The organism is Kosakonia sp. YIM B13588, assembly GCF_042788165.1.
Classification (GTDB): Bacteria; Pseudomonadota; Gammaproteobacteria; order Enterobacterales; family Enterobacteriaceae; genus Kosakonia; species Kosakonia sacchari.
In genome coordinates this window covers 81,580-104,710 of the sequence record NZ_JBHZPO010000002.1, presented here as the reverse complement: position 1 = coordinate 104,710, position 23,131 = coordinate 81,580, and the positions used below count along the sequence as shown (strand labels likewise).

Below are 23,131 nucleotides of genomic sequence, written 5' to 3'. Positions count from 1 at the left end.
CGTTCCCTCACGCCTCCTTTTGCGCTGCGAGGTGGAGTGAGTTATTTCACCAAATCCGCGTTATCAAAACTGAAGCCGGTATCGGGCATAATGTAGAAACCGGTGAGCTTCTTGTTATGCGCTGAAACCAGCTTTTCCACCACCAGCGGCACCCACGGCGACTCCTGCCAGATGAGATCCTGCGCCTGTTTGTACAACTGCTCTTTCTCTGCGGCATCCGTGGTTTTTAACGCCTCGGCGAGGTCTTTATCCACTTGCGGGTTGCTGTAAAACGCGGTGTTGAACTGCGTTGGCGGCCAGTTCCATGAGGCGAACAGCGGCGACAGCGCCCAGTCTGCTTCGCCGGTCGAGGCCGACCAGCCGGTGTAGAACATGCGCACGCCGCTCTGTTCCTGCCCTTTGGCTTCCACTTCCGCTGCGCGCTGCCCGGCGTCCATCGCCGTCACCTGCACTTTAATACCCACCTGCGCCAGTTGCTGCTGGGTAAACTGTAATACTTTCTGCGCAGTGCTGTGGTTATGCGACGACCATAAGGTAGTGCTGAACCCCTGCGGATAACCGGCTTCTTTTAGCAACTCGCGGGCTTTTGCCGGATCGTACGGCCAGGGTTGATAGGCCTGTGAATAGGCAATGGTTGGCGGTACAACGCCCGTTGCGGGTGTCGCGAAACCGGCGAACGCCACTTTCACCAGTGCCGGGCGGTTAATGGCGTAGTTGATCGCCTCACGCACTTTCGGGTTATCGAACGGTTTTTGCGTGACATTCATGCTGATGTAACGCTGCATAATCGACGGGCTGGCGACCAGCTCCAGCTTGCTGTTTCTTTTCAGCACTTCCGCCTGCTCGTATGGAATGGGGAACGCAAACTGCGCTTCGCCGGTTTGCAGCATCGCCGCGCGGGTGTTGTTGTCCACCACCGGCCGCCAGGTAATCGAGTCCAGCTTCGGTAAACCTTGCTGCCAGTACCCGGCGAATCTCTTCACTTTCACATAGTCCGTCTGGTTCCACGCTTCCAGTTCATACGGGCCGGTGCCGACCGGGTGAAAACCAATGTCATTGCCATATTTTTGCAGCGCCGCCGGAGAAATCATGGCGGTTGCCGGGTGCGCGAGAATATTAATAAACGCGGAAAAAGGCTGCTTAAGGGTAATTTTTACCGTGTAGGCATCCGCCACATCGGTTTTCGCGATATTTTTATACAGGTTATAGCGCTTCAGGCTGTTACGCGGATTACTGGCACGGTCGAGGTTGGCTTTTACCGCTGCGGCGTCAAAGTCAGTACCATCCTGGAACTTTACCCCGTGGCGCAAGTTGACGGTATAAACCATGCCGTCAGCGGAAACGCTGTAGCTCTCTGCCAGCACGTTTTCCAACTGCATATCTTTATCAAGGCCAAACAGCCCCTGATAGAACGATTTCGCCACCGCCTGCGATAGCGTGTCGTTGGCATCATACGGGTCGAGGGTCGTGAAATTGGATCCCACTGCGACAACCACATCTTTCGCCGCAAAGGCCGGGATGGCGGTCAGCGCGAACATCACGCTGGCGAGTCCCCGCCAGTGCCGTGAAATGAATTGTGTCATGTTGCTCTCCTGAAGAACCCTGCCAGTGCTCAGTTAAAAACGGGATTGCGTGCTGCCGGGCGTCGAACGGGCGACAAAATGCCCCGGCCCCACGTTCTGCAACTGCACGCGTTGCATTGACTCGCCGCGCTTGCGGATATTGCTGGGCATGTCATCAGACAACAACACACGCTGCGCGTGATGGTGCGCAGGGTCGGCAACCGGCACCGCCGACATTAACTTACGTGTATACGGATGCTGCGGGTTTTCAAACACCGCCTGCCGTGGGCCGATCTCAACAATTTGCCCAAGGTACATCACCGCGACGCGGTGGCTGATGCGTTCCACCACCGCCATATCATGCGAGATAAACAGAAACCCAATGCCCATCTCACGCTGCAAATCGAGCAGTAAATTGATGATTTGCGCGCGGATCGAGACATCCAGCGCCGAAACAGATTCGTCCGCCACCACCACGCGCGGGTTGAGCGCCAGGGCCCGGGCGATGCAAATGCGCTGACGCTGCCCGCCGGAAAACTCATGCGGGTAGCGCCAGGCGTGTTCCGGCTTGAGGCCGACGCGCTCCAGCAGCCACTCCACGCGCTGCCGCCCCTCTTCTGCCCCTAATAAATTGTGCACCCGCAGCGGTTCAATAATCGAATCGCCAACGGTCTGACGCGGATCCAGCGAGGCGTAAGGGTCCTGAAAAATAAACTGAATATCGCGACGGATGCGTTTCATCTTGCTATCCGGCAGCGTATCAATGCGCTCACCGTTAAAGGTGATGGAACCGCTCTGGTGCTCCACCAGCCGTAGCAGCGCGCGCCCGGTGGTGGATTTACCGCTGCCGGATTCGCCCACCAGCGACAGCGTTTCGCCCGGCCAGAGATCAAAGCTCACCCCTTCCACAGCGTGCACCTCTTTGGTGACGCGATTAAGAATACCGCTGCGCAACGGGAAGCGCGCCACCAGATCGCGCACCTGCAAAATCGGCTCGCCCGGCACCACCGTATCCTGCTCGATTTCCGCTTCCTGATGCGCCGGGTTTTTCGGCGAAATCAGCGGAAAGCGGCGCGGCAACGTGCTGCCGTTCATCGCCCCCAGTTTGGGCACCGCCGCCAGCAGCGCTTTGGTATACGGATGCTGCGGATGATTGAAAATCTGCTCAACGCTGCCGGTTTCCACCGCTTCGCCCTGGTTCATCACCAGCACGCGGTCGGCAACATCGGCGACCACGCCCATATCGTGCGTGATGAAAATCACCCCCATCGACATCTCTTTTTGCAGCACGGCGATGAGTTGCAGGATCTGCGCCTGGATCGTGACATCCAGCGCGGTGGTCGGTTCGTCGGCAATCAGCACCGCCGGGCGACAGGAGAGCGCCATGGCAATCATCACACGCTGGCGCATGCCGCCGGAAAGCTGATGTGGAAAGCTGGATAAAATCGACTGAGATTCCGGGATACGCACCAGATCGAGCATGCGCCGTGCTTCAATCATGGCATCTTCGCGCCCCAGTTTTTGGTGCAGGCGAATCGACTCGGCGATCTGCTCGCCCACCGGAAACACCGGGTTGAGCGAGGTCATCGGCTCCTGAAAAATCATCGCGATATCCGCGCCGCGCACGCTGCGCATTTGCGATGCGCTCAGCCGGGTGAGTTCCACATTCTGCCGGTTACGCCGGGTCAGGCGCATGTGATCGCAGCTTACTTCGCCGCCCGCTTGCTCAATCAGGCGCAGCAACGCGAGCGCGGTAACCGATTTACCTGAGCCGGATTCGCCGACAATCGCCAGCGTTTCGCCGCGTTTGAGGGAAAAGGAGAGATGGCGAACCGCCGGGACGAGTTGCTTGTCATGGCTGAAAGCGACGTTCAGATTACTGACATCCAGCACCACGTTCGCATCGGTTTCCATCCGCTCAACTCCACTCGCATTATTCACGATAAATGCCCACGCTTGGCGCATCGCCCGCGTAACCCCACGCGCGATACATCCCTTCACTGTTGAACGGCAACGCCACGTTACCTTCGCGATCAACCGCAATTAGCCCACCGCTGCCGCCCAGCGCCGGGAGTTTTTCCATCACCACCGCGTCGCTGGCTTCCTGCAAACTCAAACCACCGTACTCCATGAGCGCAGCGATGTCGTAAGCGGCCAGCGCGCGGATAAATACTTCACCGGTGCCGGTGCAGGAGACCGCTACGTTGGCGTTATTGGCATAGCAGCCTGCACCGGGTAATGGGCTGTCGCCCACGCGGCCCGGTAATTTATTGGTCATGCCGCCGGTCGATGTCGCAGCCGCCAGGTTGCCCTGCTTATCCAGCGCCACCGCCCCCACGGTGCCAAATTTTTTGCTCTCATCAAGCGGCGCGGAGCCGTGATCCAGCACGGTGTGCCCGGCGTCCCGCGCTTCCATCAGTTGTGCAAAACGTTCCGGGGTGGAAAACAGGCTCGGCGATACCGCCTCCATACCGTGGGAAAAGGCAAACTTTTCCGCCCCTTCGCCAATCATGAAAACGTGCGGGCTGTGCTCCATCACCAGACGCGCCGCCAGTACCGGATTGCGCAAGCGGCTGACGCCCGCCACCGCGCCCGCTTGTAGTGTGTTGCCGTCCATCACGCAGGCATCCAGCTCATGGGTTTCATCGCGGGTAAATACCGCGCCGATACCGGCGTTAAATAAGGGACACTCCTCCAGCAGCCGCACCGCTTCCGTTACCACATCCAGCGCGCTTACGCCCGATTCCAGCATGCGCTGCCCGGTTTCGATAATGGACGAAAGCACGTGTACGTAACGTTGCTCTTTTTCCGGGCTCATCTGCGCACGGCCGATAGCACCCGCACCGCCGTGTATTGCGATTACCGCTTTAACCATTTGTGCCGCCTGGATTTCTCTGCGCCTGGAGGGATTTCTGAATATAGAAAGTCGTTACAACGATGTAAAGCAATGTCATTACAACGGGGTAGGCGTAAGACATGTTGAGGCCTTCTCTTTTCTGCCATAATGGCCGCTTCATCGCGTTGACTGGATATTAATTATGGAATCATCAAACGGCCTGATCTCGCTCGATACGGCCCTGTCACAGATGCTGTCACGCATTTCACCGCTGACTGAAAGCGAAACTCTGCCGCTGGTGGCCTGCTTTGGCCGCGTGGTGGCGCAAGATATTATCTCTCCGCTGAACGTACCGGGTTTTGATAACTCAGCGATGGACGGCTACGCCGTGCGGCTGGCGGAGGTACAAAGCGGTAACGCCCTGCCGGTGGCGGGTAAAGCGTTTGCCGGGCAGCCCTTCGACGGCGAGTGGCCTGCCGGCACGTGCATACGCATTATGACCGGTGCGCCGATCCCCGCCGGATGCGACGCGGTAGTAATGCAGGAACAGACAGAACAGACCGATGCCGGTATACGTTTTACCGCCGAAGTACGGGCCAATCAGAACATCCGCCGCGCGGGGGAAGATATTCGACAAGGTGCCAGCGTTTTTACGGCGGGTACAAAACTGACCGCCGCCGAGCTGCCGGTTATTGCCTCGCTGGGCATTGCCGATGTCAGTGTGTTGCGCAAAGTGCGCGTGGCGCTGTTTTCCACCGGCGACGAACTGCAACTGCCAGGCCAGCCGCTGGCAGACGGGCAAATCTACGATACCAACCGCCTATCCGTTCACCTGATGCTGAGCCAGCTCGGTTATGAGGTGATTAACCTTGGCATCGTGCCGGATGATCCGCAAAAACTGCGCGACACCTTTATTGCTGCCGACAGTCAGGCAGATGTGGTGCTGAGCTCCGGCGGCGTATCTGTGGGCGAAGCCGACTACACCAAAACTATTCTCGATGAACTGGGTGAAATTGCGTTCTGGAAACTGGCGATCAAGCCGGGTAAACCGTTCGCCTTCGGTAAGCTCAAAAATAGCTGGTTCTGCGGCCTGCCGGGTAACCCGGTTTCCGCGACGCTCACCTTTTATCAGCTGGTTCAGCCGCTGCTGGCGAAGCTTGCCGGTAACACCGCCGATACGCAGCCGCTGCGTTTTCGCGCACGTGCGGTGGAGCGCCTGAAAAAGTCGCCGGGGCGTCTCGATTTCCAGCGCGGGGTGTTAAGCCGTGGCGACGATGGCACGCTGGAAGTGCGCAGCACCGGGCACCAGGGTTCACATATTTTCAGCTCCTTTAGCCAGGGTAACTGCTTTGTGGTGCTGGAGCGCGAACGTGGCAATGTCGAAGCCGGTGAATGGGTGGATGTCGAGATGTTTAACCATCTCTTCGGAGGCTAAAGATGGCTGAAGAACTCAGCGACGCGGAGATGATGCGCTATAATCGGCAGATTATTCTGCGCGGTTTTGATTTCGACGGCCAGGAGCGGTTAAAAGCCGCTCGCGTGCTGGTGGTCGGGCTCGGCGGCCTCGGCTGCGCCGCTGCGCAATATCTGGCGGCGGCGGGTGTCGGGCATATGACGCTGCTCGATTTTGATACGGTGGCGCTCTCTAACCTGCAACGCCAGACGCTGCATAGCGACGCGGATATCGGCGTAGCAAAAGTGGACTCGGCGCGCGAATCGTTACTGCGCATCAACCCGAATGTGCATTACACCGCCATCAACGCCCTGCTTGATGACACGGCGCTGCTCACACAGATTGCCGCACATGACCTGGTGCTGGATTGCACCGATAACGTCGCCATTCGCAATCAGCTCAACGCAGGCTGTTTTCAGCATCGCGTGCCGCTGGTTTCCGGTGCGGCCATTCGCATGGAAGGCCAGATCAGCGTCTTTACCTGGGGCGAAAACGACCCGTGCTATCGCTGCCTGAGCCGTCTGTTTGGCGATAACGCGCTGACCTGTGTTGAAGCAGGTGTCATGGCACCGCTGGTCGGGGTGATTGGTTCGTTGCAGGCGATGGAAGCCATCAAAGTGCTGGCGCATTACGGTACGCCGGCGGCGGGAAAAATCGTCATGTATGATGCGATGACCTGCCAGTTCCGCGAAATGAAACTACTGCGCAATCCTGACTGCGACGTCTGCGGACATTAATCTCCCGCCTCTTTTTCCGGATGGCGCAACGTCATCCGGCATCGCGATAAAAGGTCGATTTCCGTCACAGCAACTTTCATTCGAAAGTAATCTAATCTCCATATGAAATACATGGGGATAAGTTATGATCTTCAACATCCAGCGCTATTCCACTCACGACGGCCCAGGTATTCGTACCGTTGTGTTCCTGAAAGGCTGCTCGCTAAGTTGCCGCTGGTGCCAGAACCCGGAGAGCCGCAGCCGCACGCGGGATCTGCTGTTTGACAACCGTCTGTGCCTTGCCGGGTGTGAGTTATGCCAGCATGCCGCGCCAAAGGTGATTGAACGTGCGGTGAACGGTTTGCTTATCCACCGCGAAAAACTTGATGATACGCAGCTTGATGCGCTCACCGATTGTTGCCCGACGCAGGCGCTGAGTGTCTGCGGTGAAACGCCCGATGTGCGCGATATTATGGCTACCGTTTTGCGCGATAAGCCCTTTTATGACCGCAGCGGCGGTGGCATCACCCTTTCCGGCGGCGAGCCGTTTATGAACCCGCAACTGGCGCAGCAACTGCTCCAGAGCAGCCATCAGCACGGCATTCATACCGCAGTGGAAACCTGCCTGCATGTGCCGTGGCGCTATATTGAACCGACTCTGCCCTTTGTGGATCTGTTTCTCGCGGATTTAAAACATGTCGATAACGCCGCCTTTCGCCAGTGGACCGGCGGCTCGGCAAAACGCGTGCTGGATAACCTGAAACGGCTGGCGCAGGTGGGGAAAAAACTCACCATCCGCGTGCCGCTGATCCCCGGATTTAATGCCGATAAAGACGCCATACGCGCCATTACTGCCTTCGCTGCCGATGAGCTGAAGGTCAGCGATATTCATTTTTTGCCTTACCACACGCTGGGCATGAACAAGTATCACCTGCTCGGCGAACCCTACACCGCCCCAGAGAAGCCGCTCGACGCCCCGCAACTGCTGGCATTTGCGCAGGATTGTGCCCAGCGCAAAGGGCTGACGGCGACATTACGAGGATAGAACCATGACCACGCTGCAACTCAACATGCTAACTGACCGAATCAATGCGCATAAAACCGCGCTGGTGCACATTGTGAAGCCACCGGTTTGCACCGAGCGCGCCCGGCATTACACGCAGGTTTACCAGCAAAATTTGGACAAACCGCTGCCGGTACGCCGCGCGCTGGCGCTGGCGCATCACCTGGCCGAGCGCACTATCTGGATCAAACATGACGAACTGATTATCGGTAATCAGGCCAGCGAAGTGCGCGCCGCGCCGATCTTCCCGGAATACACCGTTTCATGGATCGAAAAAGAGATCGATGAGCTCGCCGACCGCCCCGGCGCTGGCTTTGCGGTTAGCGAAGAGAACAAACGCGTGCTGCATGAGATTTGCCCGTGGTGGCGCGGCCAGACGGTGCAGGATCGCTGCTACGGCATGTTTACTGACGAACAAAAAGCGCTGCTGGAAACCGGCATTATTAAAGCCGAAGGCAATATGACCTCTGGCGACGCGCACCTGGCGGTGAACTTCCCGCTGCTGCTGGATCTCGGTCTCGACGGGCTGCGCCACAAAGTGGATGAGCGCCGGACGCGCATCAACCTGACGGTGCTCGACGATCTGCACGGTGAGCAGTTCTTAAAAGCGATTGATATCGTGCTGGAAGCCGTCAGTCTGCATATCGAACGTTTTGCCGATCTGGCGCGCCAGATGGCCGGGGAAGAGACGCGGCAAAACCGCCGCGATGAGTTGCTGGCGATGGCGGAAAACTGCCTGATTATCGCCCACGAACCGCCGCGCACCTTCTGGCAGGCGTTGCAGCTCTGCTACTTTATCCAGCTGATTTTGCAAATTGAATCCAACGGGCATTCGGTCTCTTTCGGGCGCATGGATCAGTATCTGTATCCGTACTATCGCCGCGATGTTGAATTGCAACAGTCGCTGCCCCGCGAACAGGCCATTGAGTTACTGCACAGTTGCTGGCTAAAACTGCTGGAAGTGAACAAAATTCGCTCCGGCTCCCATTCAAAAGCCTCGGCGGGCAGCCCGCTGTATCAGAACGTCACCATCGGCGGCCAGCAGTGGCATAACGGTGAAGCGCGCGACGCGGTTAACCCGCTCTCTTACGCGATTCTGGAATCCTGCGGACGCCTGCGTTCCACCCAGCCGAACCTGAGCGTGCGCTACCACGCCGGCATGAGCAACGACTTCCTCGACGCCTGCGTGCAGGTGATCCGCTGCGGCTTCGGCATGCCCGCGTTCAATAACGATGAAATTGTTATTCCGGAATTTATCAAACTCGGGGTCGAACCCGCGGACGCCTACGATTACGCGGCCATTGGCTGCATCGAAACCGCCGTTGGCGGCAAATGGGGCTACCGCTGCACCGGCATGAGTTTTATCAATTTTGCCCGCGTGATGCTGGCAGCGCTGGAAGGTGGTCGCGATGCCACCAGCGGCAAAATCTTTCTGCCGCAAACCCAGGCGTTGTCGGCGGGTAATTTCAATGCGTTCGATGAGGTCATGCACGCCTGGGATCGGCAGATTCGTTATTACACCCGTAAATCGATTGAGATTGAGTACGTGGTCGACACCATGCTGGAAGAGAACGTGCCGGATATTCTCTGCTCCGCGCTGGTCGATGACTGCATTGAACGGGCGAAAAGCATTAAACAAGGCGGCGCGAAGTATGACTGGGTGTCCGGTTTGCAGGTGGGGATTGCCAACCTGGGTAACAGCCTCGCGGCGGTGAAAAAGCTGGTCTTTGACCAGGGTGTTATCGGGCAACAACAACTGGCGCAGGCACTGGCAGAAGATTTCGACGGACTGACGCAGGAACAGTTACGCCAGCGACTGGTCAACAGCGCGCCGAAATACGGCAACGATGATGACAGCGTGGATACGCTGCTGGTGCGTGCCTATCAAACCTACATTGATGAGCTGAAGCAGTATCACAACCCGCGTTACGGTCGCGGCCCGATCGGCGGTAATTACTACGCCGGAACCTCGTCTATTTCCGCGAACGTGCCGTTTGGCGCGGCAACCATGGCGACACCGGATGGTCGCAAAGCGCATACGCCGCTGGCGGAGGGCGCAAGCCCGGCGTCCGGCACCGATCATCTGGGGCCGACGGCGGTGATAAGTTCCGTGGGTAAATTGCCGGTGGAGGCGATTCTCGGCGGCGTGTTGCTGAACCAGAAACTGAATCCGTCAACACTGGAAAATGAGAGCGATAAGCAAAAATTGATGGTGCTGCTACGCACATTCTTTGAGGTACATAAAGGCTGGCATATTCAGTACAACATTGTGTCGCGCGAAACGCTGCTGGAGGCGAAGAAACATCCGGATCAGTATCGCGATTTGGTGGTGCGCGTCGCCGGCTATTCCGCGTTCTTCACCGCCCTGTCGCCAGATGCGCAGGACGACATTATCGCCCGAACTGAACATACCTTATAGGGTAGCGACCGGATGACCGTTATTCGTTATTAACTAACAGCCGCCTTTTGTCCGTTACTATCTGATGTTTAACCTATGGATTTCGGATTGCAGGAAGGCGGCAAGGCGGTAAATCCCCGGGAGCTTACATCAGTAAGTGACCGGGGTGCGCCGCCGCAGCCAACGCACCTGCGGTTCGAAAGACGACGGTTAAACTTTCGAATGAAATAAAATTTGTGCTTCCCCTCACATTATCTCTAGAATGTTTCTCGTCGCAGTTACATTCAGGAGTTCTATGTATGACCGTCAAAGTTATCGTTACCGATATGGACGGAACCTTCCTTGATGACGCCAAGCAGTACGATCGCACACGATTTATGGCGCAATTCGAGCAGCTTCGTCAGCGGAATATTGAGTTCGTTGTCGCCAGCGGCAACCAGTATTACCAGCTGATCTCCTTCTTCCCGGAGCTGAAAGAGACCATTTCGTTCGTCGCGGAAAACGGCGCGCTGGTGTATGAGCACGGTCAACAGTTGTTCCACGGTGAGCTGACCCGCCACGAAGCCCAAGTAGTGATGGGCGAGCTGTTAAAAGACAGCAGCCTCAACTTTGTTGCCTGTGGCCTGGAAAGCGCTTACGTCAGCGAAAACGCCCCGGCAGAGTTCGTCGATCTGATGTCGAAACACTATTACCGTTTAAAGCCAGTGCGCGATTTTCAGCACATTGACGATACCTTGTTCAAGTTTTCGTTGAACTTGCCGGACAGCGATATCCCGCAACTGATCGACGCTCTGCATGTCTCGCTTGACGGCATCATGAAGCCGGTCACCAGCGGCTTTGGTTTTGTCGATTTGATAATCCCGGGTCTGCATAAAGCCAACGGCATTACGCGCCTGCTTAAACGCTGGGGCATCTCACCGCAACAGTGCGTCACCATTGGTGACAGCGGTAACGACGCGGAAATGCTGCGCATGACCGATTTCTCGTTCGCCATGGGCAACGCCAGCGACGCCATTAAAGCCATTGCCCGTCATCAGACCGATGATAATAACCACCAGGGCGCGCTGAAGGTAATTCAGGCCGTGCTTGATAACACCGCACCATTCAATCGCTGATCCCTCGCCGGAGCGCCCGCTCCGGCCGTTCTTGTTGCTACTTTTCCGCTTTGTGTTCCGCATCAAGTTTTTAAACTTGCATTAACTTATTTTTAACTTATTTTATCACTTGCAAGTCAAATAACTTTCGAATGAAAGAATGCGAGGTTCAACATGGCTTTTACCAGTGAAACGCTGCCCACCGATCACAAAGCATCGATCCGTCAGATGAAACAGCAACTGCGCGCGCAGATCGGCGATGTACAGCAGGTATTTAACCGCCTGAGTGAGCAGATTGCCGCCCGCGTAGCCGATATCAATGCCCTTAAAGCTCAAGGCAAATCCGTGTGGCCACAACTCGCCTACAGCGACATTGCGCAAGGCAAGGTCAGCGAGGCGCAGCGGGCGCTGATCAAGCGGCGCGGTTGTGCGGTCATTAAGGGGCATTTCCCGCGTGAGCAGGCGTTGGGCTGGGATCGCTCAATGCTGGATTACCTCGACCAAAACCATTTTGATGAGGTGTACAAAGGGCCTGGTGATAGCTTCTTCGGCACGCTGGAAGCCTCGCGCCCGGAGATCTACCCCATTTACTGGTCGCAGGCGCAGATGCAGGCGCGCCAGAGTAACGAAATGGCCGCCGTGCAATCCTTTCTCAACCGCCTGTGGCGCTTCGAGAGTGAAGGTCAGCAGTGGTTCGACCCGGATGTGAGCGTTATCTACCCGGATCGTATTCGCCGCCGTCCGCCGGGAACCACCTCGAAAGGCCTCGGCGCGCATACGGATTCCGGCGCGCTGGAGCGCTGGCTGTTGCCCGCTTACCAGCGAGTATTTGCCAATGTGTTTAACGGCAAATTTGAGGAATATGACCCGTGGAATGCAGCGCACCGTACCGAGGTGGAAGAGTACACGGTGGATAACACCACCAAATGTTCGGTGTTCCGCACCTTCCAGGGCTGGACGGCGTTGTCGGACCTGATCCCCGGCCAGGGGTTGCTGCACGTGGTGCCGATCCCGGAAGCGATGGCGTATATTCTGCTGCGCCCGCTGCTTGATGATGTACCGGAAGATGAACTGTGCGGCGTAGCGCCAGGGCGGGTATTACCGGTTTCGGAGAAGTGGCATCCGCTGCTGATGGAAGCCCTGAGCAGCATTCCGGCGCTGGAAGCCGGGGATTCCGTGTGGTGGCACTGCGATGTGATCCACTCGGTTGCGCCGGTGGAAAACCAGCAAGGCTGGGGCAATGTGATGTACATTCCTGCCGCGCCGCTGTGCGCGAAAAACCTCGCGTATGCGCGTAAAGTGAAGGTGGCGCTTGAGCAAGGTGCTTCGCCGGGCGATTTCCCGCGTGAGAACTACGAAAGCGACTGGTCAGGCCGCTTTACGCTGGACGACCTGAATATTCACGGCAAGCGCGCGCTGGGTATGGATGTTTAGGCATCGTACAACCCTTCACGCTCCACGGCGGTACGTTGTTGTCCCGGACGTATCCGCCGTACCGATTCGCGCACCGCAAGCGTGCCGTTGAGTAACAGCGAACCGGTGGTGGCCTGCGGGCGGATCAAGCGCTGTTGCAGCAGGTGTACCGCCTCTACACCCAATTCATCACGCGGGACATGCACTGCGGTGAGCGGCACATCCTGGATCGCCGCCAGGTTAAAGGCGTCAATGCTCATTACCGACACATCCTGCGGCACGCGCAGCCCACGCTGCTGGAGCGCATGAACCGTGCCTTCCGCCATAAAATCGCCACCGACGAGAAACGCGGTAGGCGGTGATTTATGCGCCGGATCATCAAGCCACTCCCCTACCCGCATCCCCGCTTCTTTGGCACTAAAACTGGGAACGGTGATCAGATCCCGCTTACTTTGAAAACGCAGATTGCGCCGCTGCCAGGCCTCTTTGATCCCCGCCAGGCGTAAATCCATGGTATAGCGACGCAAACACATTACATTCACCACCTCGCGGTGACCCATATCAAACAGATAATTGGCAGCAAACTCGCCAATCGTGCGGTGATCCGGCGCGATGGAAGGCAAACGCATGCGCCCGTCGCGGCAGTTGATTAACACGCAGGGTTTACCCATATCGGCCGCCAGGTCATGAATATGCGGATCATCAATGCCCAGCAGGATCGCCGCCTGGGTTTCCGCTGCGTTCATGCGCGCGAGAAATTCATTGGCGTCGCTGTCCAGCTCTTCCAGCGCGCAGTAGCGCAGCCGCACTTCATGGGGTGCCAACGCTTTGTTAATGCTCTGGATCACACGGTAATAGAAGATATCGGAGCGCTCATCAAAGGCCCGCTGCGGTGCGAAAACAATCAGGTTATTCAGCAGCAGCCGCCCGGCGGCAATTCCCTCCATCACCCCCAGCTCACGCGCGCAGGCCAGCACCGCCGCTCTGGCTTTTTCACTGGTATTGGCTTTGCCTGCCAGCACACGGGAAACCGTGCTGGTCGACAGGTTAGTGCGCAGGGCAATTTCGTTGATTTTGAGCTTTTTATCCATTCTGTGATCTTGCTCCGTTTCCGAAATGGGAAAATTTTCATGAATCGAAAAGCCTGATATTCATGGCAACAATATAAGTTTGCCGCATATCGTCGCTGATTGATGAGAATCCTTGCACAAAATCCACTTTAGCTGCCGATTTTTCTCGCCTAACGTAAATGTGTCATACAACTTCCATACTAGTTGTAGGAACAATAACCAAAAAAACGCAGATAAATCATCACGCAAACCTGTGCGGTATAACAACTCCGCAAGAGTTTGCCCCGACTTCCCTACAAGAAGATATGCGGAGAAAAGAATGAGCCAGGGGATCAACAATGAAATGGCGGCCAGCAAAAGCCGCAGGATAGTGAAAAACTTACGCTGGTGGGTATTAGTGCTGTTCTTATTCGGCGTGACGGTGAACTACATCACCCGTAACTCGCTGGGGATTCTGGCACCGGAATTAAAAACCAGCCTCGGCATCACCACTGAACAATATTCGTGGATTGTCGGCGCGTTTCAGCTGGCTTACACCATTTTCCAGCCGCTGTGTGGCTGGCTGATTGACGTGATTGGCCTGAAAGTCGGCTTTATGGTGTGCGCCATCATCTGGGCGCTGGCCTGTATTTTCCACGCCGGCGCAGGCAGTTGGATCCATCTGGCGATTTTGCGTTTCACCATGGGCGCATCGGAAGCAGCGGCTACACCGGCGAACGCCAAAACCATCGGCGAGTGGTTCCCGAAATCAGAACGCCCGGTGGCTGCCGGTTGGGCAGGCGTGGGTTTTTCGATTGGCGCCATGCTGGCTCCGCCGATCATCTACTTCGCTCATGCCTCATTTGGCTGGCAGGGCGCGTTTATGTTTACCGGTGTGCTGGCGCTGCTGTGGGTGATTTTGTGGTGGGCGTTTTACCACAACCCGGAAAAACACCCGAACCTCAGTAAAGACGAGCTGGCATTTATTCAGCAGGATAATGAACCACCAGCGGTCAAACTGCCCTTCTTTACCGCCCTGAAAACCGTCTCGAAAAACAAACGCTTTTACGGTATCGCCATCCCGGCATTTATGGCAGAACCGGCCTGGGCGGTGCTGAGCTTCTGGGTGCCGCTCTATCTGGCAAAAGAACACGGTATGGATCTGAAACAGATAGCCATGTTCGCCTGGCTGCCGTTCCTCGCCGCCGATCTCGGCAGCGTCGCCAGCGGTTACCTGACCAAACTCTATACCCGCTGGTTTGGCTGCACCCGCGTGAATTCGGTGGTTGCCAGCTCGGTGACCGGCGCATTTTTGATGATTTCACTCGCCGCTGTCGCCATCACCCGCGATCCGTACCTCACTATTGTGCTGATTTCGATTGGCGGTTTTGGCCACCAGATCATCTCCTGCATGTTGAGCGCACTGGTGGTGGAGTCCTTCGATAAAGGCCAGATGGCGACGGTGAACGGCATGCGCGGTTCAGCGGCGTGGATAGCCAGCTTCCTCTTCTCACTGCTGATTGGCGTTACCGCCGACAAAATTGGTTTCAACCCGTTGTTTATTGCCATGGGTTTCTTTGACCTGATTGGCGCTTGTTTCCTGGTGGCATTTATTGCTGAACGACGCGCAAAACGCGCCTGATTGTGGATGTCTGATATGAAAACCCTGAAGAACTGGACGTTACAAAAACAGGCAGCTCATCACGTTGAGCTGTTGGTGGACGGACAACACACCTTGTGTCTGTATGTGCTGGAAGAGAACTTATTCCGCGTGCTGCTCAAGCGTAAAGGCAAGCTGGCGCTGGACAGAACCTGGAGCATTGCGCCGAAAGATGATGTGCCATGGGAAGGCCGCTCGCGCGACGATCTGTCGGGTTTTAGCCTGCCGCAATGGTCGCTGGCGCAACAGCAAGAGACATTAACTATTGAGAGCGCAAAACTGCGCGTCACCGTGCATCAGCCGCTGTGGCTGGAGTGGCACTACCGCAACGACGCGGGTGAGTGGCAATGGCTGGCGAGCGATCGCCCGACCAGCGCGTATCTGGTTAACGCCCATGGCGACGGCGTGGCGCACTATCTCAGCCGTAAAAAAGAGGAGCGTTTCTACGGCCTCGGCGAGAAAGCGGGTAATTTGCAACGTACCGGCCAGCGCTACGAAATGCGCAACCTTGATGCGATGGGCTATAACGCCGTCAGCACCGATCCGCTGTATAAACATATTCCGTTTACCCTCTCCCACCGCGACGATATCAGCTACGGGCTGTTTTATGACAACCTCAGTAGTTGCTGGCTGGATTTGGGTAACGAGATCGATAACTACCACACCGCTTATCGCCGCTGGCAAGCGGAAGCGGGCGATATTGATTACTACATTTTTACCGGCGCGCGTGCGCTGGATGTCACCAAAGCGTTTGTGCGCCTCACCGGGAAAACGCTGTTCGGCCCGAAATGGAGCCTCGGTTATAGCGGTTCAACCATGCATTACACCGATGCGCCGGATGCGCAAAACCAGCTGATGAACTTTATTCGTCTGTGCGAAGAACACGCCATTCCGTGCGATTCGTTCCAGCTCTCATCCGGCTACACCTCGATTAACGGCAAGCGCTACGTCTTTAACTGGAACTACGACAAAGTGCCGCAGCCGAAAGTGATGAGTCAGGCGTTTCACGATGCGGGCCTGAAACTGGCGGCAAATATCAAACCCTGTCTGTTGCAGGATCATCCGCGTTATCGCGAAGTGGCGGAGCGCGGTCTGTTTATTCGCGATTCAGAAACCGATGCGCCGGAACGCTCCAGTTTCTGGGATGACGAAGGCTCACACCTCGACTTTACCAACCCGCAGACTGTCGCCTGGTGGCAGGAAGGCGTGTCCACCCAATTGCTGGAGATGGGCATCGATTCGACCTGGAACGATAACAACGAATTTGAGGTCTGGGACGGCGAAGCCCGCTGCCACGGTTTTGGCCAGGAAATAGCCATCAAGCATATTCGCCCGGTGATGCCGTTGCTAATGATGCGCGCCTCAATGGAAGCGCAGCAGCGGTTTGCTCCGCAAAAGCGCCCATACCTGATTTCCCGTTCCGGCTGCGCCGGGATGCAGCGTTATGTGCAGACCTGGAGCGGCGATAACCGCACCAACTGGGACACATTGCGCTACAACATCCGCATGGGCGTGGGCATGAGTTTGTCTGGCCTGTATAACGTTGGTCACGATGTCGGCGGTTTTTCCGGCGATAAACCGGATGCAGAGCTGTTTGTGCGTTGGGTGCAAAACGGGGTGATGCATCCGCGTTTCACCATCCATTCGTGGAATGATGATCACACGGTGAATGAGCCGTGGATGTACCCGGCGATCACACCGTCGATTCGCAGCGCGATTGAGTTACGCTACCGCCTGCTGCCCTATCTCTATACGCTGCTGTGGCAGGCGCATGCCGACGACGAACCGATGCTGCGCCCGACATTCCTCGATCACGAACATGACGAGCAGACGTTCGAAGAGTGCGACGACTTCCTGCTCGGCCGCGATCTTCTGGTGGCAAGCGTCGTCGAACCCGGCCAGCGCGAGCGCCGCGTCTGGCTGCCTGCCAACGACACCGGCTGGTACGAATTTTACTCCGGTTGCTGGTATTCGCCTGGCCAGTGGGTGACGCTGGATGCGCCGCTGGAAACGCTGCCGCTGCTGGTACGTGCCGGTGCCGGTCTGCCACTCAGCGATCGCATCAGGCATGTGGATACCAACGCGGATACCACGCGTGAGTTGCATCTATTCCCGGTAAAAGGTACCGGGCGTTCAAGCGGCCTGCTGTTTGAGGACGATGGTGAGTCGTGGGGTTATAAAGAGGGCAATGCGCTCTGGCTGGAGTGGGAAATGGTTTGCTCGGGCAGCACCATTGATTTGCAGATCCACGCACGCGGCGACTATCGCCCGGCGTGGCAAGCACTGAAAGTGGCGCTGCCTGCAGGTGAAAAACGCCAGTTGTTAATTAATGGCGTTGCGGCCAGCGAGTGGACCTTTGCTTAATGTGAAAAGCCCGGCAGCCATGTGCTTACCGGGCTTGCTTCTCTTATTTACCGGGCCATTTCACGCAACAGGAACGCGGTAAACCTGAGTAACCCCGGGAGCTTACACAAGTAGGTGTTCGGGGGACGAAAGTGCAGCCAACACACCTGTGACGTGGGGAGGACGGTAAATGATTTACCTGAGTATTTCGCGCGACACGAAGGCGACAAATCTGCGTAGCCCCGGGAGCTTACACAAGTCAGTGGCCGGGGTACGAAGGTGCAGCCAACACATCTGTTGCCTGCAAGAGGACGGTAAAGCATTTACCTAAGTATTTCGCGCGACAGGAAGGCGGCAAACCTGAGTAGCCCCGGGAGCTTACACAAGTAAGTGACCGGGGTACGAAGGTGCAGCCAACACATCTGTTGCCTGCAAGAGGACGGTAAAGCATTTACCTAAGTATTTCGCGCGANGTATTTCGCGCGACACGAAGGCGACAAATCTGCGTAGCCCCGGGAGCTTACACAAGTCAGTGGCCGGGGTACGAAGGTGCAAGCAACACATCTGTTGCCTGCAAGAGGACGGTAAAGCATTTACCTAAGTATTTCGCGCGACAGGAAGGCGGCAAACCTGAGTAGCCCCGGGAGCTGACACAAGTAAGTGACCAAGGTACGAAGGTACAGCCAACGCACCTGTCGCGTGAAAGACGACGGTAAATTTATTCGATACCTTTACTGCGCAAATAATCCTCATAATTCCCTGAGAAATCCACCACGCGCTGCGGCGTAATCTCAATTACGCGGGTTGCCAGCGAGCTGACAAATTCACGGTCGTGGGAAACGAAGATCAGCGTGCCCTGATACATCTCCAGCGCCATGTTCAGCGATTCGATGGATTCCATATCCAGGTGGTTGGTCGGTTCGTCCATAACGAGGATGTTCGGTTTTTGCATCATCAGCTTGCCGAACAACATGCGACCTTTTTCACCACCGGAGAGCACTTTCGCCGGTTTCTTGATATCGTCCTGGCTGAACAGCAGGCGACCAAGGATACTGCGCACTGCTTGTTCGTCATCGCCTTCCTGTTTCCACTGGCTCATCCAGTCGAAGACGGTCAGATCGTTATCGAAATCTTCGGCGTGATCCTGCGCGTAGTAACCAATCTGCGCGTTTTCAGACCATTTCACCGTGCCGTTATCAGGCGCAAGCTCGCCCACCAGCGTTTTCAGCATGGTGGATTTACCCACGCCATTCGCACCCAGGATGGCGATCTTCTCGCCCACTTCCAGCAGCATGTTGAAGTTTTTAAACAACGGGCCTTCATCAAACCCTTTAGTAAGGGCTTCCACTTCCAGCGCGTTGCGGAACAATTTCTTGTCCTGTTCGAAGCGGATAAACGGGTTCTGACGACTGGAAGCCTTAACCTCTTCCAGCTTAATTTTGTCGATCTGACGTGCGCGGGAGGTCGCCTGGCGAGATTTAGAGGCGTTTGCGCTAAAGCGGCTGACGAACGATTGCAGGTCAGCGATCTGCGCTTTTTTCTTGGCGTTATCCGCCAGCAGACGTTCGCGCGCCTGCGTCGCCGCCGTCATGTATTCGTCGTAGTTGCCCGGATAAACACGCAGCTCGCCGTAGTCGAGATCCGCCATGTGCGTACAAACCATGTTAAGGAAGTGGCGGTCGTGCGAAATGATAATCATGGTGCTGTCACGTTCGTTCAGCACCTGCTCCAGCCAACGAATGGTGTCGATGTCCAGGTTGTTGGTCGGTTCATCGAGCAGCAGAATGTCCGGGTTGGCAAACAGCGCTTGCGCCAGTAACACACGCAGTTTCCAGCCGGGGGCGATTTCGCTCATCGGGCCGTAGTGCTGTTCAACCGGAATGCCGACGCCGAGCAGCAGTTCGCCCGCGCGCGCTTCCGCCGAGTAACCGTCCATTTCGCCATACTGCACTTCGAGGTCGGCCACTTTGTAGCCGTCCTCTTCGCTCATTTCTGTGAGGCCATAAATACGGTCGCGTTCCTGTTTCACTTCCCACAGTTCCGCATGGCCCATGATCACCGTGTCGAGCACGCTGAACTCTTCAAAAGCGAACTGATCCTGGCGCAGCTTACCGATACGCTCATTCGGATCGAGAGAGACGTTACCCAGCGTCGGCTCTAAATCGCCGCCGAGGATTTTCATAAAGGTGGATTTACCACTCCCGTTAGCCCCGATCAGGCCGTAACGGTTGCCGCCGCCAAATTTGACGGAGATATTTTCGAACAGCGGCTTGCTGCCGAATTGCATGGTGACGTTGCTGGTGACTAACACAGAGGTATCCTGAAATATGTGACAAACACCCTATTATGCCACAATTCCGAATTAGATTCCTGCCTGGTGTCAGGGCACTAAACTGCAAGCAAAGGGAAAAAAGTGTGATTTCGTACACATCTGAATTCCCTGGACGGTGGAATGCACATATAATGCGCTTCCTGCATTCTCAACCCAACGGCCTGTGTGGCAATAAGTCTTGCATAAGATGAACATGAAATTAACCACCCTTTTAGCGGCGGCGTTTGCTGTCGTGGGATTTTGCAAAAGCGCGTCTGCTGTTACATATCCGCTGCCGACTGATGGCAGTCGTCTGATCGGTCAGAACCAGGTCGTCACTATTCCGGAAGGCAATAACCAGCCGCTGGAATATTTTGCGGCTGAATATCAAATGGGTCTGTCCAACATGCTGGAAGCAAACCCGGGCATTGATGCCTACCTGCCGAAAGGCGGCACTGTGATGAACGTTCCACAGCAGCTGATCCTGCCGGATACGGTTCACGAAGGGATCGTGATCAACAGTGCGGAAATGCGCCTCTACTACTATCCGAAAGGCACCAACACGGTGATCGTGCTGCCAATCGGTATCGGCCAGTTGGGTAAAGACACCCCGATTGCCTGGACCACCAAAGTAGAACGTAAAAAAGCCGGTCCGACCTGGACGCCGACGGCGAAAATGCACGCGGAATACGCAGCTATGGGTCAGCCGCTGCCGCCGGTTGTGCCGGCAGGCCCGGATAACCCGATGGGTCTGTACGCGCTCTATATTGGTCGCCTGTACGCCATTCACGGCACCAACGCTAACTTCGGTATCGGCCTGCGCGTGAGCCACGGCTGCGTGCGTCTGCGTAACGATGACATCAAATTCCTGTTCGAAAACGTGCCGGTCGGTACGCGCGTACAGTTTATTGATGAGCCGGTAAAAGCGACCACCGAACCGGATGGCAGCCGCTACATCGAAGTTCACAACCCGCTGTCCACCACAGAAGCTCAGTTCACCGGCGGTGAGATTGTGCCGATTGCGCTGACCAAAGCGGTACAGACCGTAACCAACCAGTCTGATGTTGATTCCAATGTTGTCGATCAGGCGTTGCAGAACCGTTCAGGTATGCCGGTTCGTCTGAACTGATTGCGGTTGTTAGCATAAAAAAGCGGAGCAATGGCTCCGCTTTTTTTACCCGTGATTCACCACAATAATGCCACCGTGATCGTAACGGTAATGACAATGGGCATATTCCAGCGGCGTGCCATCCTCCAGATAAATCACCTGCTCCACTTCCAGCACCGGATCGGTCTCTTCGCAATTCAGATACTGCTTATCCTCCGCCCAGGGTTTTAAGGCGCGCACAATGCGGTATGAACCCATAATCTTCAGCGCCAGATCGTCCTGCACATAGCGAAATACCGAGCTTTCCAGATGCCCGCGGTTTAACCCCGGCACCAGATTCACCGGCATCAGCGTAAACTCAAGCGACATCGGTTCACCTTCCAGCAAACGCAGGCGAATAAAGTCATACACCGGGTCATCCGGCCCCACCAGCAGCGAGGCCTGCTCCTTTTCCGTGGGGAAACGCAACTCGAAGCGGATGATTTTACTGGTCACTTCGCCGACGTTTTCCCAGGTCTTGGTCGCACCGAAATAGTCGCTGCCGGGCAGATCCCAGCGCGACAATTGCAGGAAATTCTTGCGGATAAAGGTGCCCTGGCCCTGACGGGTATAAACCAGCCCTTCAACAATCAGCTGGCGCATCGCCTGCTGAATGGTCATCCGGCTGGTGGCAAACTCCGCTGCCAGCGCGAACTGATCCGGCAACGGCGCGCTGGCGGCGTACTGCCGGCTGAGAATGCGCCGCTTAATTTCCCGCGCGATAGTGATGTATTTTGCCGCCATAGCCTTCCTTCTTTTTAATCTATCCCATTGTTTCTTAAGGCCACTCTCTCGGCTATTTTGAGGAAAGGCAGGTAGAAGAATACACCAAAGATGATGATTATCAACTGAACCACCACCGCCCGCCAGTCGCCTGCGGTAGCCAGCCAGGCGCTTAAAATCGGCGGCGTAGTCCACGGGATCATCACCACACAGCGCGAGATCCAACCGAGCGTAGTACAAAGCCAGGCAAACCAGATCCCCAGGGCCGGAAGCAGCACAAACGGGATCATCAGCGGCAGGTTAAAGACGATGGGCAGACCGAAAATCACCGGTTCGTTAATATTGAATAAGCCGGGCGAGATGGCGAGCCGTGCTACCTGCTTCGCCGATTGCTGCTTCGCGAAGATAAAAATGGCGATCAGTAGCGAAAGGGTACTGCCGGTGCCGCCAATCATGCCGAACGTGGGCACAAAAATGCTGTTGATGATATGCGGAATTGGCTGCCCGTTGGCAAATGCCAGCATGTTCTCGTTGGTGTTAATCAACAGCAGTGGTTCAAGGATCACGCCGTTGACCACCGTCTGGTGAATACCGAGCGTAAACAGAAAGTTACCAAAGCTATAGATAAACAACGTGCCCGGTAAACTGGTATTAATCTGCCGCAGCGGCTGCTGGATAAGCGTGGTGATAAGGTGGATCAAATCCGTATGCAACAGGTTCGCCAGCAGCGCCGCGACAATGGCGAACAGCGATAAGGTAATGATTGCAGGGATCAGCGAGGAGAAAGATTGCCCCACTGCCGAGGGCACATTTTCCCCGAGCGAAATAGCGAATTTCTTCACGCTGGCAACGCGGATAAACAGCTCCGTGGAGAGCAAACCAATGATCACCCCGGCGAAAATCCCCGTCGTGCCAATGTTGGTGAATGCCAGCATCTGCGTCACGCTCACCGTTGCTTTCCCGCCAACGGGCACTACATCCAGCTGCATTGGCATCATGATGATGAAGCTGGAGATCGCAATGACCACCGCCGACACCGGGTTGTCAAAGTTCTTATTGCGCGCCAGCGACCAGGCGGTCATTGGCGCAATTAATAACGCGGCGATATTCAGCGTGCCGTTGATCACCGCCTCGCCCCAGACTTTAAAGCGCGCCAGCGTCTCCCCTTCCAGCACCCAGGGGAAAACAACGTTATTAATCAATACCGCCAGCCCGGCGAGGATAAAAATCGGCATCACCGCCGCAAATGCGTCACGCAGCGATCGCAGATGCACCTGGTTTGCCAGCCGGGCGGAAAACTCGACAAATTTATCGACGAATGACTGCATTTTCGGCGTGATGTTGCTGTCAGACATTGCGGCTA

At 56.2% G+C, this 23,131-nt stretch carries 16 protein-coding genes; 9 read left to right on the top strand and 7 right to left on the bottom strand.

Going from position 1 to position 23,131, the window contains the following annotated elements; translation table 11 throughout:
• Positions 1-41: 41 nt before the first annotated feature.
• Genes gsiB through iaaA form a run of 3 tightly spaced genes read right to left on the bottom strand, consistent with a single transcriptional unit; the run spans position 42 to position 4,437 of the window.
• Complete coding sequence (gene gsiB / locus ACFX4U_RS06210; protein WP_313508182.1) at positions 42-1,583, bottom strand: glutathione ABC transporter substrate-binding protein GsiB; 1,542 nt, start codon at positions 1,581-1,583, stop codon at positions 42-44.
• Positions 1,584-1,616: 33 nt separating this feature from the next.
• Positions 1,617-3,476 (bottom strand): glutathione ABC transporter ATP-binding protein GsiA, encoded by a 1,860-nt coding sequence (gene gsiA, locus ACFX4U_RS06205; RefSeq protein ID WP_313508181.1) that lies wholly within the window; start codon positions 3,474-3,476, stop codon positions 1,617-1,619.
• 19 nt (positions 3,477-3,495) lie between these two features.
• Positions 3,496-4,437, bottom strand: a complete 942-nt coding sequence (gene iaaA, locus ACFX4U_RS06200) for a beta-aspartyl-peptidase (protein WP_200551685.1) — start codon at positions 4,435-4,437, stop codon at positions 3,496-3,498.
• Between the two features lie 163 nt (positions 4,438-4,600).
• On the opposite strand from iaaA, the gene moeA reads away from it, so the two are divergent.
• The 6 genes from moeA (at position 4,601) to ACFX4U_RS06170 (ending at position 12,556) form a co-directional block, all read left to right on the top strand.
• Positions 4,601-5,833 carry a molybdopterin molybdotransferase MoeA gene (gene moeA / locus ACFX4U_RS06195; RefSeq protein ID WP_313508180.1) on the top strand — a complete coding sequence of 411 codons (1,233 nt, stop codon included), beginning with the start codon at positions 4,601-4,603 and terminating at the stop codon, positions 5,831-5,833.
• Between the two features lie 2 nt (positions 5,834-5,835).
• On the top strand, positions 5,836-6,588 hold the full coding sequence (gene moeB / locus ACFX4U_RS06190) for a molybdopterin-synthase adenylyltransferase MoeB (protein ID WP_305736652.1): 753 nt from the start codon (positions 5,836-5,838) through the stop codon (positions 6,586-6,588).
• A 124-nt stretch (positions 6,589-6,712) separates the two neighbouring features.
• On the top strand, positions 6,713-7,612 hold the full coding sequence (locus tag ACFX4U_RS06185; RefSeq protein WP_313508179.1) for a glycyl-radical enzyme activating protein: 900 nt from the start codon (positions 6,713-6,715) through the stop codon (positions 7,610-7,612).
• A gap of 4 nt (positions 7,613-7,616) precedes the next feature.
• Positions 7,617-10,049, top strand: a complete 2,433-nt coding sequence (locus tag ACFX4U_RS06180; protein WP_313508178.1) for a formate C-acetyltransferase/glycerol dehydratase family glycyl radical enzyme — start codon at positions 7,617-7,619, stop codon at positions 10,047-10,049.
• 278 nt (positions 10,050-10,327) lie between these two features.
• Positions 10,328-11,143 carry a Cof-type HAD-IIB family hydrolase gene (locus ACFX4U_RS06175; protein WP_313508177.1) on the top strand — a complete coding sequence of 272 codons (816 nt, stop codon included), beginning with the start codon at positions 10,328-10,330 and terminating at the stop codon, positions 11,141-11,143.
• Positions 11,144-11,296: 153 nt separating this feature from the next.
• Positions 11,297-12,556: a DUF1479 domain-containing protein gene (locus ACFX4U_RS06170; protein ID WP_313508176.1), complete on the top strand. Its 1,260-nt coding sequence runs from the start codon at positions 11,297-11,299 to the stop codon at positions 12,554-12,556.
• Here ACFX4U_RS06170 and ACFX4U_RS06165 read toward each other — a convergent pair.
• Positions 12,553-13,626 carry a LacI family DNA-binding transcriptional regulator gene (locus ACFX4U_RS06165; RefSeq protein WP_305736657.1) on the bottom strand — a complete coding sequence of 358 codons (1,074 nt, stop codon included), beginning with the start codon at positions 13,624-13,626 and terminating at the stop codon, positions 12,553-12,555. The two genes, ACFX4U_RS06170 and ACFX4U_RS06165, sit on opposite strands and share 4 nt — an antisense overlap.
• Positions 13,627-13,924: 298 nt before the next feature.
• Here ACFX4U_RS06165 and ACFX4U_RS06160 point away from each other — a divergent pair, with 298 nt between their 5' ends.
• Both ACFX4U_RS06160 and ACFX4U_RS06155 read left to right on the top strand, forming a co-directional pair.
• Complete coding sequence (locus ACFX4U_RS06160; protein ID WP_313508175.1) at positions 13,925-15,226, top strand: MFS transporter; 1,302 nt, start codon at positions 13,925-13,927, stop codon at positions 15,224-15,226.
• Between the two features lie 15 nt (positions 15,227-15,241).
• Positions 15,242-17,608, top strand: a complete 2,367-nt coding sequence (locus ACFX4U_RS06155) for a glycoside hydrolase family 31 protein (protein WP_349350598.1) — start codon at positions 15,242-15,244, stop codon at positions 17,606-17,608.
• A gap of 697 nt (positions 17,609-18,305) precedes the next feature.
• Here the strand turns inward: ACFX4U_RS06155 and ACFX4U_RS06150 are convergent.
• The gene (locus ACFX4U_RS06150) at positions 18,306-19,898 is read right to left on the bottom strand and encodes an ABC-F family ATPase (protein WP_349350599.1); all 1,593 of its coding nucleotides are present in this window, start codon (positions 19,896-19,898) and stop codon (positions 18,306-18,308) included.
• 208 nt (positions 19,899-20,106) lie between these two features.
• Between ACFX4U_RS06150 and ldtB the strand changes: the two genes are divergently transcribed.
• On the top strand, positions 20,107-21,027 hold the full coding sequence (ldtB, locus tag ACFX4U_RS06145; protein ID WP_313511223.1) for a L,D-transpeptidase: 921 nt from the start codon (positions 20,107-20,109) through the stop codon (positions 21,025-21,027).
• Between the two features lie 45 nt (positions 21,028-21,072).
• On the opposite strand, the gene ACFX4U_RS06140 is transcribed toward ldtB, so the two are convergent.
• Positions 21,073-21,789, bottom strand: a complete 717-nt coding sequence (locus tag ACFX4U_RS06140; RefSeq protein ID WP_313511222.1) for a GntR family transcriptional regulator — start codon at positions 21,787-21,789, stop codon at positions 21,073-21,075.
• A 14-nt stretch (positions 21,790-21,803) separates the two neighbouring features.
• Positions 21,804-23,123, bottom strand: a complete 1,320-nt coding sequence (locus tag ACFX4U_RS06135; RefSeq protein WP_269231394.1) for a PTS sugar transporter subunit IIC — start codon at positions 23,121-23,123, stop codon at positions 21,804-21,806.
• Positions 23,124-23,131: the final 8 nt, after the last annotated feature.

Coding starts and splice junctions, on each gene's coding strand:
- gsiB (WP_313508182.1), bottom strand. CDS start 1,583: ATGACACAATTCATTTCACGGCACTGGCGGGGACTCGCCAGCGTGATG.
- gsiA (WP_313508181.1), bottom strand. CDS start 3,476: ATGGAAACCGATGCGAACGTGGTGCTGGATGTCAGTAATCTGAACGTC.
- iaaA (WP_200551685.1), bottom strand. CDS start 4,437: ATGGTTAAAGCGGTAATCGCAATACACGGCGGTGCGGGTGCTATCGGC.
- moeA (WP_313508180.1), top strand. CDS start 4,601: ATGGAATCATCAAACGGCCTGATCTCGCTCGATACGGCCCTGTCACAG.
- moeB (WP_305736652.1), top strand. CDS start 5,836: ATGGCTGAAGAACTCAGCGACGCGGAGATGATGCGCTATAATCGGCAG.
- ACFX4U_RS06185 (WP_313508179.1), top strand. CDS start 6,713: ATGATCTTCAACATCCAGCGCTATTCCACTCACGACGGCCCAGGTATT.
- ACFX4U_RS06180 (WP_313508178.1), top strand. CDS start 7,617: ATGACCACGCTGCAACTCAACATGCTAACTGACCGAATCAATGCGCAT.
- ACFX4U_RS06175 (WP_313508177.1), top strand. CDS start 10,328: ATGACCGTCAAAGTTATCGTTACCGATATGGACGGAACCTTCCTTGAT.
- ACFX4U_RS06170 (WP_313508176.1), top strand. CDS start 11,297: ATGGCTTTTACCAGTGAAACGCTGCCCACCGATCACAAAGCATCGATC.
- ACFX4U_RS06165 (WP_305736657.1), bottom strand. CDS start 13,626: ATGGATAAAAAGCTCAAAATCAACGAAATTGCCCTGCGCACTAACCTG.
- ACFX4U_RS06160 (WP_313508175.1), top strand. CDS start 13,925: ATGAGCCAGGGGATCAACAATGAAATGGCGGCCAGCAAAAGCCGCAGG.
- ACFX4U_RS06155 (WP_349350598.1), top strand. CDS start 15,242: ATGAAAACCCTGAAGAACTGGACGTTACAAAAACAGGCAGCTCATCAC.
- ldtB (WP_313511223.1), top strand. CDS start 20,107: ATGAACATGAAATTAACCACCCTTTTAGCGGCGGCGTTTGCTGTCGTG.
- ACFX4U_RS06140 (WP_313511222.1), bottom strand. CDS start 21,789: ATGGCGGCAAAATACATCACTATCGCGCGGGAAATTAAGCGGCGCATT.
- ACFX4U_RS06135 (WP_269231394.1), bottom strand. CDS start 23,123: ATGTCTGACAGCAACATCACGCCGAAAATGCAGTCATTCGTCGATAAA.